This is a genomic window from Cobetia crustatorum (assembly GCF_000591415.1).
GTDB lineage: Bacteria > Pseudomonadota > Gammaproteobacteria > Pseudomonadales > Halomonadaceae > Cobetia > Cobetia crustatorum.
Map to the genome: position 1 here is coordinate 1 of NZ_JEMF01000123.1, position 15,276 is coordinate 15,276.

Annotated in this window: 13 protein-coding genes; 8 read left to right on the forward strand and 5 right to left on the reverse strand. The window is 56.9% G+C overall.

Annotated elements, in window-relative coordinates; translation table 11 throughout:
* Window positions 1-207: 207 nt before the first annotated feature.
* Complete coding sequence (gene rlmM, locus BF12_RS0117390) at window positions 208-1,281, forward strand: 23S rRNA (cytidine(2498)-2'-O)-methyltransferase RlmM (protein ID WP_035160575.1); 1,074 nt, start codon at window positions 208-210, stop codon at window positions 1,279-1,281.
* Between the two features lie 121 nt (window positions 1,282-1,402).
* On the opposite strand, the gene BF12_RS0117395 is transcribed toward rlmM, so the two are convergent.
* The gene (locus BF12_RS0117395) at window positions 1,403-1,687 is read right to left on the reverse strand and encodes an antibiotic biosynthesis monooxygenase family protein (protein WP_024953371.1); all 285 of its coding nucleotides are present in this window, start codon (window positions 1,685-1,687) and stop codon (window positions 1,403-1,405) included.
* A 61-nt stretch (window positions 1,688-1,748) separates the two neighbouring features.
* On the opposite strand from BF12_RS0117395, the gene tusA reads away from it, so the two are divergent.
* Complete coding sequence (tusA, locus tag BF12_RS0117400) at window positions 1,749-1,994, forward strand: sulfurtransferase TusA (RefSeq protein ID WP_024953372.1); 246 nt, start codon at window positions 1,749-1,751, stop codon at window positions 1,992-1,994.
* A gap of 26 nt (window positions 1,995-2,020) precedes the next feature.
* Here tusA and BF12_RS0117405 read toward each other — a convergent pair whose 3' ends face one another.
* Complete coding sequence (locus BF12_RS0117405; protein ID WP_024953373.1) at window positions 2,021-2,758, reverse strand: hypothetical protein; 738 nt, start codon at window positions 2,756-2,758, stop codon at window positions 2,021-2,023.
* A gap of 313 nt (window positions 2,759-3,071) precedes the next feature.
* Window positions 3,072-4,496: an MATE family efflux transporter gene (locus BF12_RS0117410; protein WP_024953374.1), complete on the reverse strand. Its 1,425-nt coding sequence runs from the start codon at window positions 4,494-4,496 to the stop codon at window positions 3,072-3,074.
* A gap of 292 nt (window positions 4,497-4,788) precedes the next feature.
* On the opposite strand from BF12_RS0117410, the gene BF12_RS0117415 reads away from it, so the two are divergent.
* From BF12_RS0117415 to BF12_RS0117435, 5 genes are all read left to right on the forward strand, one after another.
* Window positions 4,789-5,493, forward strand: coding sequence for an elongation factor P hydroxylase (locus tag BF12_RS0117415; RefSeq protein WP_024953375.1), 705 nt, complete (start codon window positions 4,789-4,791; stop codon window positions 5,491-5,493).
* Between the two features lie 154 nt (window positions 5,494-5,647).
* Entirely contained in the window at window positions 5,648-6,694 is a 1,047-nt protein-coding gene (locus BF12_RS0117420) for a Fe(3+) ABC transporter substrate-binding protein (protein ID WP_024953376.1), read from the forward strand.
* A 140-nt stretch (window positions 6,695-6,834) separates the two neighbouring features.
* On the forward strand, window positions 6,835-8,634 hold the full coding sequence (locus tag BF12_RS0117425) for an ABC transporter permease (RefSeq protein ID WP_024953377.1): 1,800 nt from the start codon (window positions 6,835-6,837) through the stop codon (window positions 8,632-8,634).
* 146 nt (window positions 8,635-8,780) lie between these two features.
* The gene (locus BF12_RS0117430; RefSeq protein WP_176426397.1) at window positions 8,781-9,317 is read left to right on the forward strand and encodes an HPP family protein; all 537 of its coding nucleotides are present in this window, start codon (window positions 8,781-8,783) and stop codon (window positions 9,315-9,317) included.
* Between the two features lie 254 nt (window positions 9,318-9,571).
* A complete protein-coding gene (locus BF12_RS0117435; protein WP_024953379.1) occupies window positions 9,572-11,215 on the forward strand; it encodes a DEAD/DEAH box helicase in 1,644 nt (547 codons plus the stop codon).
* Window positions 11,216-11,364: 149 nt separating this feature from the next.
* On the opposite strand, the gene BF12_RS0117440 is transcribed toward BF12_RS0117435, so the two are convergent.
* Window positions 11,365-11,931: a hypothetical protein gene (locus BF12_RS0117440; RefSeq protein ID WP_024953380.1), complete on the reverse strand. Its 567-nt coding sequence runs from the start codon at window positions 11,929-11,931 to the stop codon at window positions 11,365-11,367.
* A gap of 89 nt (window positions 11,932-12,020) precedes the next feature.
* Entirely contained in the window at window positions 12,021-12,812 is a 792-nt protein-coding gene (locus BF12_RS0117445) for a TatD family hydrolase (RefSeq protein ID WP_051511154.1), read from the reverse strand.
* Between the two features lie 482 nt (window positions 12,813-13,294).
* On the opposite strand from BF12_RS0117445, the gene BF12_RS0117450 reads away from it, so the two are divergent.
* Complete coding sequence (locus tag BF12_RS0117450) at window positions 13,295-15,232, forward strand: ATP-binding cassette domain-containing protein (RefSeq protein ID WP_024953382.1); 1,938 nt, start codon at window positions 13,295-13,297, stop codon at window positions 15,230-15,232.
* The last annotated feature ends 44 nt before the right edge of the window (window positions 15,233-15,276 follow it).

The following is a 15,276-nucleotide window of genomic DNA, read 5'->3' on the forward strand; positions in this document are numbered from 1 at the left end:
TGTGGAGTTTCTCCATGCGAGAGTAGGTCATCGTCAGGCACCTATACTGAACCGCCCCTGTAGCCTTGCTGCAGGGGCGGTTCTCTTTGTAAGTCAAAAAGTATGCGTGAGATTTAATGCTTCGGTGATTCAGTCACTGCAGCCATGCGTGCACGTTTGTAGAAGGTAGGGGCAAGACGTTAGACTCCCCAGCCTTCTGTACTGGAGATGATGATGCAACCTCAAGAACTGTTGCTGTATTGCCGCCCTGGCTTCGAGGCTGATCTTGCTGCAGAAGTCTGTGAGAAAGCTGCCTATGTTGGTGCGCCGGGCTACCCCATTGCGGCACGTAACAGTGGTTTTGTGCGTTACGTGGTGACTGGCGACGAGCCTGCCAACACCTTGCATCGTGAGATGCCGCTGGAAGCACTGGTGTTTGCGCGCCAGACGCTCGTGGCATTGGAGCCGATGGTAGGCATGTCACGCGAGAATCGCGTCTCTCCGATTCTGCAGCAGGTGGTGGATGCTGGCTGGAGCTTTGAAGAGATTCGTCACGAGATGCCGGACACCAATGACGGCAAGGCGCTCTCCGGGCTTGGCAAGGCGGTAGGTCGCCCGTTGGAATCTGCGCTCAAGAAGCGTGGTGCACTGCGTCGCAAGGCTGGTGGTCGTGCGCTGCATGTGTTCTGGACTGATGGCGATGAAGTACAGCTGGGGATGAGTTTCCCGGGTAACCGTAGTGAGTACGCCAATGGTATTCGCCACTTACGTTCGCCGAGTCGCGCACCGAGCCGCTCTACTCTCAAGCTGGAAGAGGCGTGGCATGAATTCGTACCGCGCGATCAGTGGGAGCGTCGTATTGCGACCGGTATGCAAGCTGCTGATCTGGGGGCTGCGCCGGGAGGCTGGACTTTCCAATTGGTAGAGAAGGGCATGTTTGTGTTTGCCATCGATAATGGCCCCATGAACAAGGACCTGATGGCGACCGGACAGGTAGAGCACCTCAAGGAGGATGGCTTTACCTGGGAGCCGCCATTGCGCCTTGATTGGTTGGTCTGCGATATTGTTGATCGCCCCATCCGTGTGACTGAGATGGTCGAGCGCTGGCTGAAGAAGCGCTGGTGCAACGAAGCGGTCTTCAATCTCAAGCTGCCGATGAAACAGCGCTGGAAAGAAGTGTCGCGTTGCCTTGATTACCTGGCACAGAGTCTTGAGAACTCTCATGTCGGGGCTGAGATTCGCTGTCGCCATCTCTACCATGATCGGGAAGAAGTCACTGTACACGTACGTATCACGCACTAAGCTCAGCCATCTTGTGGCCTGATATATCAACAAAAAACCCACGGCCGCGATTGCGGTACGTGGGATTTTTGTTTCAGTCTTTCGTTTTCGCTTTGAGTAGCCAACCAGCAGCCGAATGCACTCAGGTGTGCTCGAGCATCACGATACGCTCAGGTTGGGATAGCATGGGGCCCAGACGCGCCATCATACGGTCTCGTGCGTTACTGACTGACCATTCCTGCCAGGCTCTTGCATCTCGCCATGAGGTAATCAAAATACGATGACCTGGGCGGCCACTTTCCACCAGGTTCTCACCGGAAATGAAGCCTTGTGCATGCATGGCCTCCCTCACGACTTCTCGTGAAGCTTGTTCGTAATCCTGTTCCAGCCCCGGCATGATATGCCGTTCGATCAGTACCTTGATCATGCCTGTCTCCCCCCACTTTGCACATGCCGTCTCTTGGCGGCAGGATTTTCAGGAGCCTTCGATGACCGATACTACTCTACCTGTGCCTGATGCTGAACTCGAAACCAGTGGGCTATATTGCCCAGAGCCCATCATGATGCTGCACAATAAGGTACGTGAGCTATCTTCTGGAGATTTGCTCAAAGTGATAGCTACTGACCCCGCGACCACTCGGGATGTGCCCAAGTTTTGCACCTTCCTTGGACACACTCTGGAGCTACGTCATGAAACGCCGGAGCAATTCCTGTATTACATCCGCATCAGCTGAGCTCAGCAGGTAGCAGGTTCAGCATGTCAGGCTTCGCAGTCATGAACCCCTACGCTGACCTGATCGCTGTTGTCGCCGGTCATCATCACCGCGAGAGCTTCCAGCGTTGCCGGGTCCTGCTCACGAATCTGATTGGCTACGGCGCGCTGGAAGAAATAGACCATATCGTGGCGACTCCGACCAGGATATAGGCAGTCATCGCCCGCCAATACTGGAGTCTGCGTTACACGAGCCTCATCGACCAGTAACGCTTCGATATTGCCATCACTGTACAGACGCCAGCCAAAGACCTGCTTGAGCTGCCACTGCGATGCACTATTCGTCATGCATAGTGCATGAGTTCCCAGCGTATCGGGTAGCTGCTGCAATAGTGTGGTCTTTTCCGATGCTTCATAGTCGTAATAGGCCGCCGCGTGTTCCAGCTCGAACACCTTGTGATCAGGTGCCAGCATGAAAACATCATCGGTTTCCGGATCGCGATAACCGACAAAATGGCCTTGCTGTGGGTCTTCAAGCTCGTGGCAGGGGATTAGACTCTCCATCCACGGCACCATACCGACCACTTCACCATCCTCACGTAGCCCCCAAGCCAGCACTGGAATGCTGTAATAGCTCTCCGGGTCGCTGTCGAGTTGATAGAGCATTTCGAGACCATCGTTTTCCGGTGCAAGACGGAGAACGCGGCGTCTTGCCCGCATTCTGTCGCGCATGACACTTAGGTCGATGACCTTGGCAGAGCGGGGGGAAGAAACTGGTACGCCCATGACGAACCCTCCTCAGCAGCTTGTCGATCGCCCTCGGCGTGTGCTGGTACGTCTTTCCCCGTGCAGAAAGATCAAGTCTTGGGGTAAAGAACGTACCGCCCTCAATAACCATTAGCACAGCCTTAGCCTTGACGGTAACCCCTTCTTGGACGAAATGACCGTCCATGTTCACTTTTCTGTTTAAACGCAAGAGCTCACTGACCAGATGGGAACCAGTCAGTGAGCTCTTGTGGAATGCTATGTCGCGTTAGATAAAGCCTGTAATGGCGCCTCGTAATTAAGTACTCGAGGAGTGCTTAATTTCATGCAGTACTTATCCGGGCAGGCCATCACCCTTGATGGCGCGACGCGCAATGACCCATAGCCGCCAACCGAGCAGAATCGCTGCGACGGTGAGTCCCGCGACCATGCCAATCCAATAGCCATAGACGCCCATTTCCTCTACAGGCCATGGCCAGACAGGGAAGGCTTCACTGCCGACGCCCAGGAGATGGCCACCGCCAAGTCCGACGACCCAATAGGCGAACATGGTAATCAACATGATGATACGAGTGTCCTTGAAGCCACGTAGTGCGCCTGCCATCGCGACCTGCAGGGAGTCGGACACCTGGTAAAGCATCGCTAGCGTTATCAATGACAGTGCCAGCGCCTGTACTTTGAGGTTGCTGGTATAGAGAGCAACTGCTGGTTCTGCCAACACCCAGATCACCATATCATTGACCAGCGCCACTACTAGCGAGAAAGCGACACCATTCCATGCGACGAAGCGCGCCTCACGCATATCTCCACGTCCGATGGTATGGCCGACCCTCACGGTAAGCGCCATTGCCATCGATAGCGGCAGCATGAACAACAGCGAGGTGAAGTTGAGTGCTACTTGATGTGCAGCGACCTTGATTTCACCAAAGCTAGCCACGAATAGAGCAATGACCGTGAACAGAGTGACTTCAAAGAAGATGGCGATGCCAATAGGCAGGCCGACCTTGAGCAGTTCCGCTATTTTCTTGAACTGTGGCGGGCTGGGCTGGCACCACAGCGCGACTGCACGATATGCGCTGCTGCGACGAGTATAGGCGAACATGCTCAGGCACATGATCCACATGGCGAGACCTGTTGCAATGCCACAACCGGCGGCACCCATGGCGGGAATATCGCCCAATATTCCGGGAAGGGTGATTCCCAGCAGCTCGTCTACCCCCGCGGAGCCGTAAATCAATACGTAATTGAGCGGGATATTCGATAGCAGCCCTACCAGGCTGATGATCAAGGCAGGCCGGGTATGATTCATGCCATCGGAATAGGCGCGCAGTACCTGATAGAAGGCTGCGCCTGGCATCCCCCATGCAATGGCCATCAAATAGAGCGTCGCTTGCTCAGCAACAGCAGAAGGCACGTCCATTGCCGTGAATATAGGGACTGCCAGATACCAAAGTGCAAGCCCTGATACGCTACCGAGCACGAGTGAAATCCATAGTGATTGGTGCACATTATCGCGCACCTCACCGCTACGATTACCGCCCATCAATTGCGCGACGACCGGCGTCAGCCCCATCAGCGTGCCAGCCATCAGTAGCAACAAGGGTACCCACAGGCTTGAGCCTACTGAAACCGCGGCAAGATCTGTGGCACTGGAGCGCCCTGTCATCAGTATGTCTACGGCACTCATACCAGCCTGAGCCAGCTGAGCGCCACAGATAGGCAGCGCTAGTTTAAGCAGGCGCGAGGTTTCTATGCGCACCCTGGGAAGAAGGGGGGGAGGTGGGCCTGAAGAGGGCGGTGAATCAGCGGCGTGCACGATGGGCTCCTGCTAGTAATCGAGAATCATTCTTGCTTAAGGGCGCCATCCTAGCAGATAAGGCCTGCCCGCGGGACGGAGTAGAGTGAATTATCGTGGCTGTGCAATGAGCTGTCAGCTGAAATGACGTTCGATGGGCAAGCCACGTATAATGACAACGTTTAGAGGGCTAAAATCTGCCTGCTGTGCCTTCCACTGACATTGTCACGCATGACGTGATTGCCGAGAGTTGCCCGTGCTGCCGTCTTCCGAGTTCTCCTCTACTTGTCGCTCGTTCATGCCCAGTAAAGCCATCCTTGATGCGCCTGTATCGACGCTAGTGCATGGCCATGAACTGGCACCCCTGATCGCGCTGTTCGATGGCCTGTTCGCCGAGACATTCAATACGTTGCTGCGCCGCGCACCTGAAGAACCGCTTTATCTGCCGGCAGGCATGCGCCTGACGCAAACAGGCGAGAGAGGTGATGATGACGAGCGTGAAGAGAGAGAGAGTCGCCATCACCGTATTTATCTGGCGCGTGGCTTCTTCTCCAGTGCATTGCATGAAGTCAGCCACTGGTGCATCGCGGGTGCTGCTCGCCGTCTCAAGGAAGACTACGGCTATTGGTACGCGCCTGACGGGCGTGATACTGAGCAGCAGACAGCCTTCGAGAGTGTGGAAGTCGCCCCGCAGGCGCTGGAGATGCTCTTCCACGCTGCGGTGGACAAGCCGTTTCATGTCAGCGTTGATAATCTCGGGCTTGAGGTTGATCGCGACGCCTTTGCCCAGCGAGTTACTCAGCGGGCGGCAGAGTATGAACAGAATGGCATGCCTGCCCGTGCTGCAGCCTTCTGTCATGCACTGAAAGATGTCTGGCAGCGTGGCCTGACAACGGAAGACGCGATAAAGCGAGCACTACCGCTATTGCCCGCGCGGGGACAGGATGGGCGGCTGTCATGATGCAGTGGCGGGATTGCGTATCATGCAAGTCAGCGTTGCACTCACGTTGCGGTCGCAAAGGCTTTGTGATTAGAATGATTCGTATTGTCACAATCATTCTGCTTTTCCTGCATCGTCGGGTATAAGGCAGAGACCTTTTGAACAGGGGCATTCGATGACTGCTGTATCCACGATTTCTGCATCCTCCTTCCGTAAGCTGTTACTTGGCGCGCTTGTTGGTGCTACTGCGGTCACCGCGTTGCCGGCGCAGGCTCAGGAAGAGGTCAATGTCTATTCCTATCGCCAGGCTTATCTGATTGAACCGTTCCTCAAGGAATTCACCGAGGAAACTGGCGTCAAGGTCAATGTAGTATTCGCCAAGCAAGGCTTGGCAGAGCGTCTCAAACGCGAAGGCCGCAACACGCCTGCTGACGTGTTGTTGACCGTCGATGTGGGACGCCTGCAGGAGCTGGTCGATGAAGAACTGGTCAAGAGCGTCAATGACGAGGTCATCGAGGCCAATCTGCCTGCGCAGTATCATGGTCCGGAGAATCAGTGGTTTGGTATCACTACGCGCGCCCGTGTGCTCTATACCAGCGTGGATCGTCTTGAAGCTGGTCAGGTCTCGAGCTATGACGACCTGGCTGATCCGAGCCTGAAGGGCCGCGTCTGCTCACGTGCCGGTGATCACCCGTACAACGTCGCGCTGATTGCCTCACGTATCGCGCACAATGGCGAAGAAGCGACTCGCGAGTGGCTGGAAGGCTTCAAGAACAATCTGGCGCGTAAGCCGCAAGGTGGTGATCGTGATCAGATCAAGGCGATTCGTGACAACGTCTGTGACGTGGCCATCGGCAATAGCTATTACTACGGCAAGATGCTGGATAATGACGAGCAGCGTCCGTGGGCCGAGAAGGCACGCATCGAATTCCCGGATCAGAACGGCGTTGGCACGCACATGAACATCTCCGGGATGGCGATGACCAAGTACGCGCCGCATGAAGAAAATGCACTCAACCTGATGCGTTTCCTCACCGAGAAGACCGCTCAGCACATGTATGCCGAGGTCAATTTCGAGTATCCGGCCAATCCGGAAGCAGAAAGCTCTGAACTGCTCACTTCCTGGGGTGAGTTCAAGCAGGATGACTTGTCACTGACGGAAGTCGCCAAGTACCGCAAGCGCGCCGCGCAGATGGTCAATGAAGTCGGCTTCAACCAGTAAGGACGCTCGCCGACGGAAAATACCGCCGGACGAGGCGTCATGAACGAAGAGGGGCTGTCGCGATGCGACAGCCCCTCTTCGTTTGCGTAAACCATGTAAAATAGACGCAATTGCAGTTGGCGGGATAGCGAGGAAGTCAGATGACGCAAGGCAAGCGGCTGTTGGCAGAGCAAGGTGCAGGCCTTGAGGGTGCTCCTTTCGCGACAGGGAGTACGGCAGGGGGTTCAACAGTGGGTATTGATACGACAGCAGACGACGCTGCTATTCGGCGCCGACAGCGTCGTCTCGGCACCCATATGGGTTGGTTCGTCACGGCCTGGGGGGTCGCTGCACTTGTTGTCATGCCGGTGTTGGCCATTATCTGGTTGGCACTCTTTGGGGATGATGGCAGTGATCAGGCGGGGGTCGGAATATGGCCACATCTGGCATCTACTGTACTGCCGGATTACGTGATGACCAGCCTTGCGCTAGTCGCAGGCGTGGCGATACTCAGTGGCAGCATGGGTGTGGTCTCGGCTTGGCTGACCACCATGTATCAGTTTCCGATGCGGCGGACCTTTGAGTGGTCGTTGCTGCTGCCGTTCGCGATTCCTGCCAATGTGATCGCCTATATCTATACCGATGTCTTCGAGTACGCGGGACCCTTTCAGGGTGCGCTGCGGGCGCTGTTTGGCTGGAATTCACCTCAGGATTACTACTTTCCCGAGATCAGGAGTCTGGGCGGCGCCATCATCATGCTATCGCTGGTGCTGTTTCCCTATGTCTTCATGCTGGCGCGCTCAGCGTTTCTTGATCAGTCACCTTCGCTGAGAGATGCCAGTCGTACACTGGGCTGCAATGGCTGGCAGAGTTTCTGGCGCGTAGCGTTACCCAGTGCTCGCCCGGCGATTGCCGTCGGGCTGGCGCTGGCCATGATGGAAGCGCTCAACGATTTCGGCACGGTGGACTATTTTGCCGTGCGTTCGCTGACGGCAGGCATCTTTAATGTCTGGCTCAATATGGGCAGCCTGCGCGGTGCCGCCCAGATCGCTCTGTGTCTGATGATCTTCGTGGTAACGCTGATCTGGCTTGAACGCCATGCACGTCGCCGTCAGCGTCAGTTCGGTAAGGGCGATCGCTATCGCCGCTATCAGCGTCCCAGGCTAACTGGCTGGCGTGCGGCACTGGCATCGTTGGCGTGCTTGCTGCCGCTGTTATTCGGCTTTCTATTGCCCGTTGGACTGTTGGCGCGCCACGCCATTCGCTACTTCGATGAGTCGTGGACACTCGACTTCGCCGGCTACGCGCTGAATAGCTTGATGCTGGCGGTCAGCGCTGCAGTGTTGACCCTGATCATTGGTGTATTGCTGGCCTATGCCAAGCGACTGGACCGTACTGCCAGCGTACAGCAGGCACTCAAGTTATCGAGCCTCGGCTATGCCATGCCCGGTGCGGTACTAGGCTTGGGTGTACTAGTACCGCTCGCAGGCTTCGATAATGCGCTTGATAGCTTCCTGCGTGCCAACTTCGGTATCTCCAGCGGTCTGCTGCTGACCGGCACTATGGGCGCGATCATCATCGCTTATGTTGTGCGCTTTCTGGCGATTGCTGCCGGGGCGATCGAATCGAGCCTCGACAAGGTCACGCCATCGATGGACATGGCAGCGCGCTCACTGGGGGAAAATACGCTCTCGACGCTCCGACGCGTGCATCTACCGCTGATTCGCCCCGGTTTGCTGACCGCAGCGCTGGTGGTATTCGTCGATGCCATGAAGGAGCTACCCGCTACGCTACTACTGCGGCCCTTCAACTTTGACACTCTCGCCACGCATGTCTATCAGTACGCTTCTGATGAAATGCTGGAGCAGGCGGCTCTGCCAGCGTTAGTGATTGTTGCAGTCGGTATCCTGCCGGTCATCGTGATCTCGCGCACTATCGTGGCCTCGCGTAGCGAGAGCTAAGTCTAAGTCAGCTAAGTCTGGCGATGCATGAGCTTATTGCCATACAGCAGTTGCTCGTACTGCGTGCTTCGCATAGTGTGCCCTGCTCGATAAATAGCGTGTCTTGCTCAACAAGCACGCGATGAATACCTGTGGATATTGAAGATATGATCAAGCCTTACGTTGCCAAGATGCGTGGCGGGCCTTTAACACGAGGCAAGCCTCATATTGCTGATGCGCTGTGGTCATGGTTGGGTGCCTTTCTTGGCATGGCACTGATTGGCTGGTTGTCTTCGCACTACTTTGCGGTCAGTTCATTGTTGTTGGTGGGGTCCTTCGGTGCTACCTCAGTACTGTTATATGGTGCGCCCCATAGCCCTCTGGCCCAGCCGCGGAATGTGGTAGGAGGTAACATGCTGTCGGCACTGGTGGGCGTGGCCTGCTTTCAATGGCTGGGCGACGGCTGGCTGGCGGCCGCGATGGCAGTCTCGGTGGCATTGTTGGTGATGCAGATGACGCACACTTTGCATCCGCCAGGCGGGGCGACAGCACTGATTGCGGTAATTGGTGGCCCGACGTTGCATTCTTTTGGTTACTGGTATGCCTTGCTGCCCGTAGGGTTTGGATGTGTCGTCATGCTGATGCTGGCTGTGCTGATCAATAATCTCGCCCGTCATCGTCGCTATCCCCTGCACTGGCATTAAGTCAGGTCATTCAGTTCGACAGCGACATGAGTCGTGGTACGTCATCAAGTCGCCTTCTGCAGTCATGCTCGGAAGATGGTAGACTGGGGCATCGCCTGACGCGAGCGACTGGCAGCAGTCCGACGAGGTCTCCCTGACCGACTCCTTCATCTCTGCGCCTGATACGCCTCGCTCCCCCTTCCCGGCACGTGCCCGGCCAGGCGCTATTCCTTAATGATCGACCAGTACGTGGCCGGTCAGCCGAAGAGATATTGATGACTGAGACTACTGCCAATTCCGTCCCGGCTTTTGCCGCCTTGGGGCTGTCTGCTCCTATTCTTAAAGCAATTGCTGAGATGGGCTATACCACGCCTTCTCCGGTGCAGGCAGGCGCGATTCCTGCTGTGCTGGAAGGCCGTGATGTCATGGCTGCCGCGCGTACAGGTACCGGCAAGACCGCTGGTTTTGCACTGCCGCTGGTTGAGCGCCTGAGCCAAAGTACCCCCGCAGGTGCCCGCAAGATCAAGGCCTTGATCGTCACGCCCACACGCGAGCTGGCCGCACAGATCGACGACAACGTCACTGCTTATTCACGTCACCTCAAGCTGCGTAATGCGGTGGTATTTGGCGGCGTGAAGATCAACCCGCAAATCAGCCGTCTGTCGACCGGTGTCGAGATTCTGACGGCCACGCCGGGGCGCCTGCTTGATCTGCACTCTCAGAAAGCCATCGACTTCTCTGATCTTGAAACACTGGTGCTGGACGAAGCTGACCGCATGTTGGACATGGGCTTCATTCACGACATCCGTCGCCTGCTCAAGCTACTGCCGACCAAGCGTCAGACGCTGCTGTTTTCAGCGACGTTCTCCGATGAAATTCGCAGCATGACCAGCAAGCTGCTTAATAATCCGGTTGCCGTGGAAGCTAGTCCGCGTAACTCGGCTGCCGAGAAAGTCGAGCAGCATATCCACACCGTGGAGAAGAGCCACAAGCCTTCACTGCTCAAGCACCTGATCATCAAGGAAGACTGGCGCCAGGTGCTGGTCTTCACCCGTACCAAACACGGTGCCAACCGTCTGGCCACCAAGCTTGAAAAATCAGGTATCAGTGCCGCGGCGATTCATGGCAACAAGAGTCAGAATGCGCGCACCAAGGCGTTGGCTGGTTTCAAGAATGGCGAAGTACGTGTGCTGGTCGCGACCGACATCGCGGCACGTGGTCTGGATATCGAGCAGCTGCCGCAGGTCGTGAACTACGAATTGCCCAATGTGCCGGAAGACTATGTACACCGTATCGGCCGTACCGGTCGCGCCGGTGCCAGCGGGCGTGCCATCTCACTGGTATCCAGTGATGAGCGCAAGGAGCTGAACGGTATCGAGCGTCTGCTCAACGGCAAGCTCAAGCGTGTTGTCGTGGAAGGCTTCGTACCGGAAGTCGATGTCGAGCCGGAACGTGAGCCACGCCAGCCGCGTGGAGGTCAGCGCTCTGGCGCTGCCAAACCGGGTGCCAAGCCAGCCAGTGGTCAACGTTCTAGTGGACAACGCACGGGTGGTCAGCGCTCTGACGGTAAGCCGGCCAGTGAAGGTCGTGGCAATGGCGGCGGCCAGCGTACGGGCGGTCAGCGCTCTGATGGTCAGCGTTCTGGCAGCAAGCCAGCCAGTGAAGGTCGTGGCAATGGTGGCGGCCAGCGTACGGGCGGTCAGCGCCAAGCGACACCGCGTGTTGTGCAGGATGATGATAATCGTGGCAACCGCGCGCCTGCACCACGTGAAATTGATGGTAATCGTGTTGCATCACGCCCAGAGGTTGATGGCAATCGTACATCGGCTGGGCAGCCGTCGAAGGATGAGCAGCCGCGTCGCCGTACTCGTGGGGGCCGTAATCGCTCCAGTGGCGGTAATGGTGGTCAGTCCAGCTGATAGGCCTGATGCCGTAAGTGCTGATTGGTACTCATCTCGGTACTGCACATGAAAAATGCCCCGGCAACCCAATGGTTGCCGGGGCATTTTGTATTCTGAGCGCTTACGAGCAATGGCACATCCGTCATCAGGTCGATGCTGGGTAGATGTCAGACATCCTCTTCCCAATCGATCTCATAATCCGGACCAGTGCCATTGATCACCTCGTCGCCACGCACGCCATCGCCACGCAGGCGAGTATGGATGGCGAGCATGACCAGCACTTCGTTGTCGGGGCGGAAAGGCTGTAGGCCTTGTTCAAACATCATGTTGTTGCGCTCACGCGCCCACTCGCCTGGTGAAAGTTCAGGATAGAGCCCTTCCGCGGGTGCGAACTCGATGAAGGGGTCCATGTTGTAAGCATCGAACAGGCGCGCGAGAGAGTGCTCATCATCATTGATGCCAGTGGTATAGAGCGTGGTCTGGTAATAATCTTGCTCCAGCTCCTTGAGGACGTCGAGTGGGCTGACACCGAAGCTTCTCAAGTCCTCAAGGCTATAATCGCCTAGCTCGAGTAGCTCATCATCGAGCCATTCATCGTCAGGCTGGATCAAGACATGCTTCATCTGACCGTTAGGCAGTGCCCAGGCGATGGCTAGCGGTAGGCTAGAGTCTTCTCCAGTCTCGACGGCGATGAAGGCCGGAAAGTCGCCAGTTTCGGGTTCATACTCGTGCATGATCGTGTCCACAGCAGGTGAAATCGGAAGTAATGGCGTGTTAGCAGGCATGCTGAGTATTTTTCCAGAATGATCTTCCGAATTCAGTCTCAGCAGGTCGGTAGACGGAAGAAGCTCGTGGCGGTGCGGGTGGTGACATCGGCTAATTCGTCAATTTCCATGTCACGCAATGCCGCGACCTCGGCCAGAATCCACACCAGTAGCGAGGGTTCGTGGCGACGGCCTTTTAGCTTTGCTGGCAGGTTGCGTGGCACCAGGTAGGGGCAATCCGTTTCCAGCATCAAGCGCTCCAGCGGAATCTCGCGGCATAGGCTACGTAGATGTTCGCCACGGCGTTCGTCACATAACCAGCCGGTCAGGCCAATATGTAGATCCAAGTCTAGATAACCATAGAGCGTATCGCGCTCGCCGGTGAAACAGTGCACCACGGCATGCGAAATATCGTCGCGCCAATGCGTGAGCATCTCGAGCATCTGGCGGCCAGCATCGCGCTCATGAAGAAAGAGCGGAAGGCCACTTTCAGCGGCCAATGTCAGCTGGGCTTCAAAGGCCTGTGTCTGTTCTTGAGGTGTCGAGAAATTACGATTGAAGTCGAGACCGCATTCACCTACCGCGACCACCTCAGGTTGGCTGAGTAGCTCACGGATACCGCTCTCTACACTACGGTTCCACTGACTGGCATCGTGAGGATGCACGCCCGCAGTGGAAAATAGTCCGTGATAGCGAGCGGCCAGTCCACGCGCATCACGTGAGCCATCGAGACTTGTCCCCGTCAATATCTGCTGTTGAACACCGGCAGCACGAGCCCGCAGAAGCACACCTTCGATATCACTGGCGTAGCTTTCATGCGTCAGGTTGGCACCGATATCCACTAGTGGCATTGGGCTAGCGAAGCGTAGCTCCGGCGCCAAGCGAGTCAGAGCTTCCTTTCTCCCTTCTTCGTCAAGGGACAGGTCCGCACATTCATCAGCAAGTGCGACGTCAGAGAGACCATCAACGGAATAGCGCGGCAGAGCAGCGGGGTCGGCATGCGGGAGAAGTGCGGACATCAGATACCCTTGAATCACGGTAAGACAGAGGAGGTAGGCATGGGGAAGATAGTCATGGAACAGGCAAACAATACAAGGAGCGGCCAAGCAGACCATTGTGCGGTCCGCCATTCTACCTAAGCCGAGCCTGTATTTCAGTCTTCGATCGTTATTGCAGATAACGCGAACGTTGTCTGTGCATCGCCTGCACGTCATGCCTCGGGTAGAATGGCCTCATTCACCAGCGAATCTCGCTGGCGACGGCTCCCGCCGTCAGATTCCCACTTCCTCCGTGGCCTTCCCGGCCATGGACACGTCACGAGTCGCTGTTGCACATGGCATTGTTACGACTGGAAAATCTTCAGCTGGCCTATGGTCACCACGTTTTGCTCAATGGCGCCGACCTTGTGGTCGAGCGCGGTGAGCGCCTGGCACTTGTTGGCCGTAACGGCACGGGCAAGTCCACGCTGCTCAAGCTGATTACCGGCGAGTTCCAGGCGGACGCCGGTGAAATATGGAAGGCACCTGGCCTCAAGATCGGTGTGTTGTCACAGGACCTGCCGGCTCCAGAAGGCCGCACCATCTTTGATATCGTCGCAGAAGGGCTCCCGAAGGCCGGGGCCTTGTTGGCCGAGTACCATCATCTGGTCAGCGATCCGGACCCGGATCTCAAGCGCCTTGAACACGTTCAGGTCGCGCTGGAAAGCGTCGATGGCTGGCAGTTCCAGCAACGCATCGACAACGTGCTGACCCGGCTAGGTCTGCCGGAAGATACGATGATGGAAGACCTGTCGGGTGGCTGGCGTCGTCGTGTGGCTCTAGCGCGTGCATTGGTGTCTGACCCTGACTTGCTGCTGCTCGATGAGCCGACCAACCACCTGGATCTCGACACCATCGCCTGGCTGGAAGAGCAGGTCGCCGCCTTCTCTGGCGCCGTGCTGTTCATCACGCACGATAGGGCCTTCCTCAAGCGTCTTGCTACCCAGATTCTGGAGCTGGATCGCGGCCGTCTCGGACGTTATCCAGGCGACTACGAAGGCTACCAAGCTCAGAAGCAGCATGAGATGGACGTCGAGGCGAAGGAGAACTCCGAGTTCGACAAGAAGCTGGCTCAGGAAGAAACCTGGATCCGGCAGGGGGTCAAGGCGCGCCGCACCCGTAACGAAGGCCGCGTACGTGCACTGGAGAAGATGCGTGATGAACGTGGCCAGCGCCGCGAAGTGCAGGGCCGTGCGCGTATCGCCGTCGACACCGCCGAGCGCAGTGGCAAGCGGGTCGTGGAGCTGGAAAATGTCAGTTATCGCTACGATGAGACGCAGGATCAGTGGGTTATCCGTGACCTGAGTGTCGAGATTCAGCGCGGCGACAAGGTCGGTCTGCTGGGTCGCAACGGCGCGGGCAAGACGACACTGTTGCATATTCTGCTCGGCCAGCTCGAAGCCAGTGAAGGCAAGCGCATCGAAGGGACCAAGCTGCAGATCGCTTACTTCGATCAGCTGCGCAAGGGCCTCGACATGGAAGCCACCGTCTACGATAACGTCGCGCGCGGCAGCGACCGTGTCACGGTTGGCGGGCGTGACATGCACGTGATGAGCTATCTGCAGAACTTCCTGTTCACGCCGGACCGTGCCCGTCAGCCGGTGCGCTCGCTGTCAGGTGGTGAATCCAATCGCTTGCTGCTGGCGCGTCTGTTCACCATGCCGGCCAACGTGCTGGTACTCGATGAGCCGACCAACGACCTGGATGTCGAGACGCTGGAGCTGCTGGAAGAGCTACTGCTCGACTTCGACGGCACTGTGCTGTTGGTTTCTCACGACCGTGCCTTCATGGACAACGTGGCCACCAACATTCTGGCCTTTGAGGGTGAAGGACAGGTTACACCTTATGTCGGTGGTTACAGCGACTGGGTGCGTCAGGGCGGACGTCTGCCGTCTGCCCCCTGGGAGCAGGAACGCGAGCGTCAGGAAAAGCATCGGCGCGAAGCTCGCGAGGAAGATGAACGCCGTCAGCGTGAGGAAGCCAAGGCGCAGCAGGCGAACAAGAAGGTCAAGTTGGCCTACAAGTTTCAGCGTGAGCTTGATTTGATTCCGGCGGTCATCGAGAAACTCGAGGGCGAGATCGCAGCGCTTGAGGCGTCTATTGCAGCACCGAGTTTCTATGCTGGCGAGGCGACGGCCATTACCGCCACGCTTGAGAAGCTCAGTCACAAGCAGAAAGTGCTGGAAGAAACAATGGAGCGTTGGATGGAACTCGAAGCTATGCAGGAAGGCTGATAGACGACACCGAGTACCATGTCGTCACAACAAGGGCTGCCCAT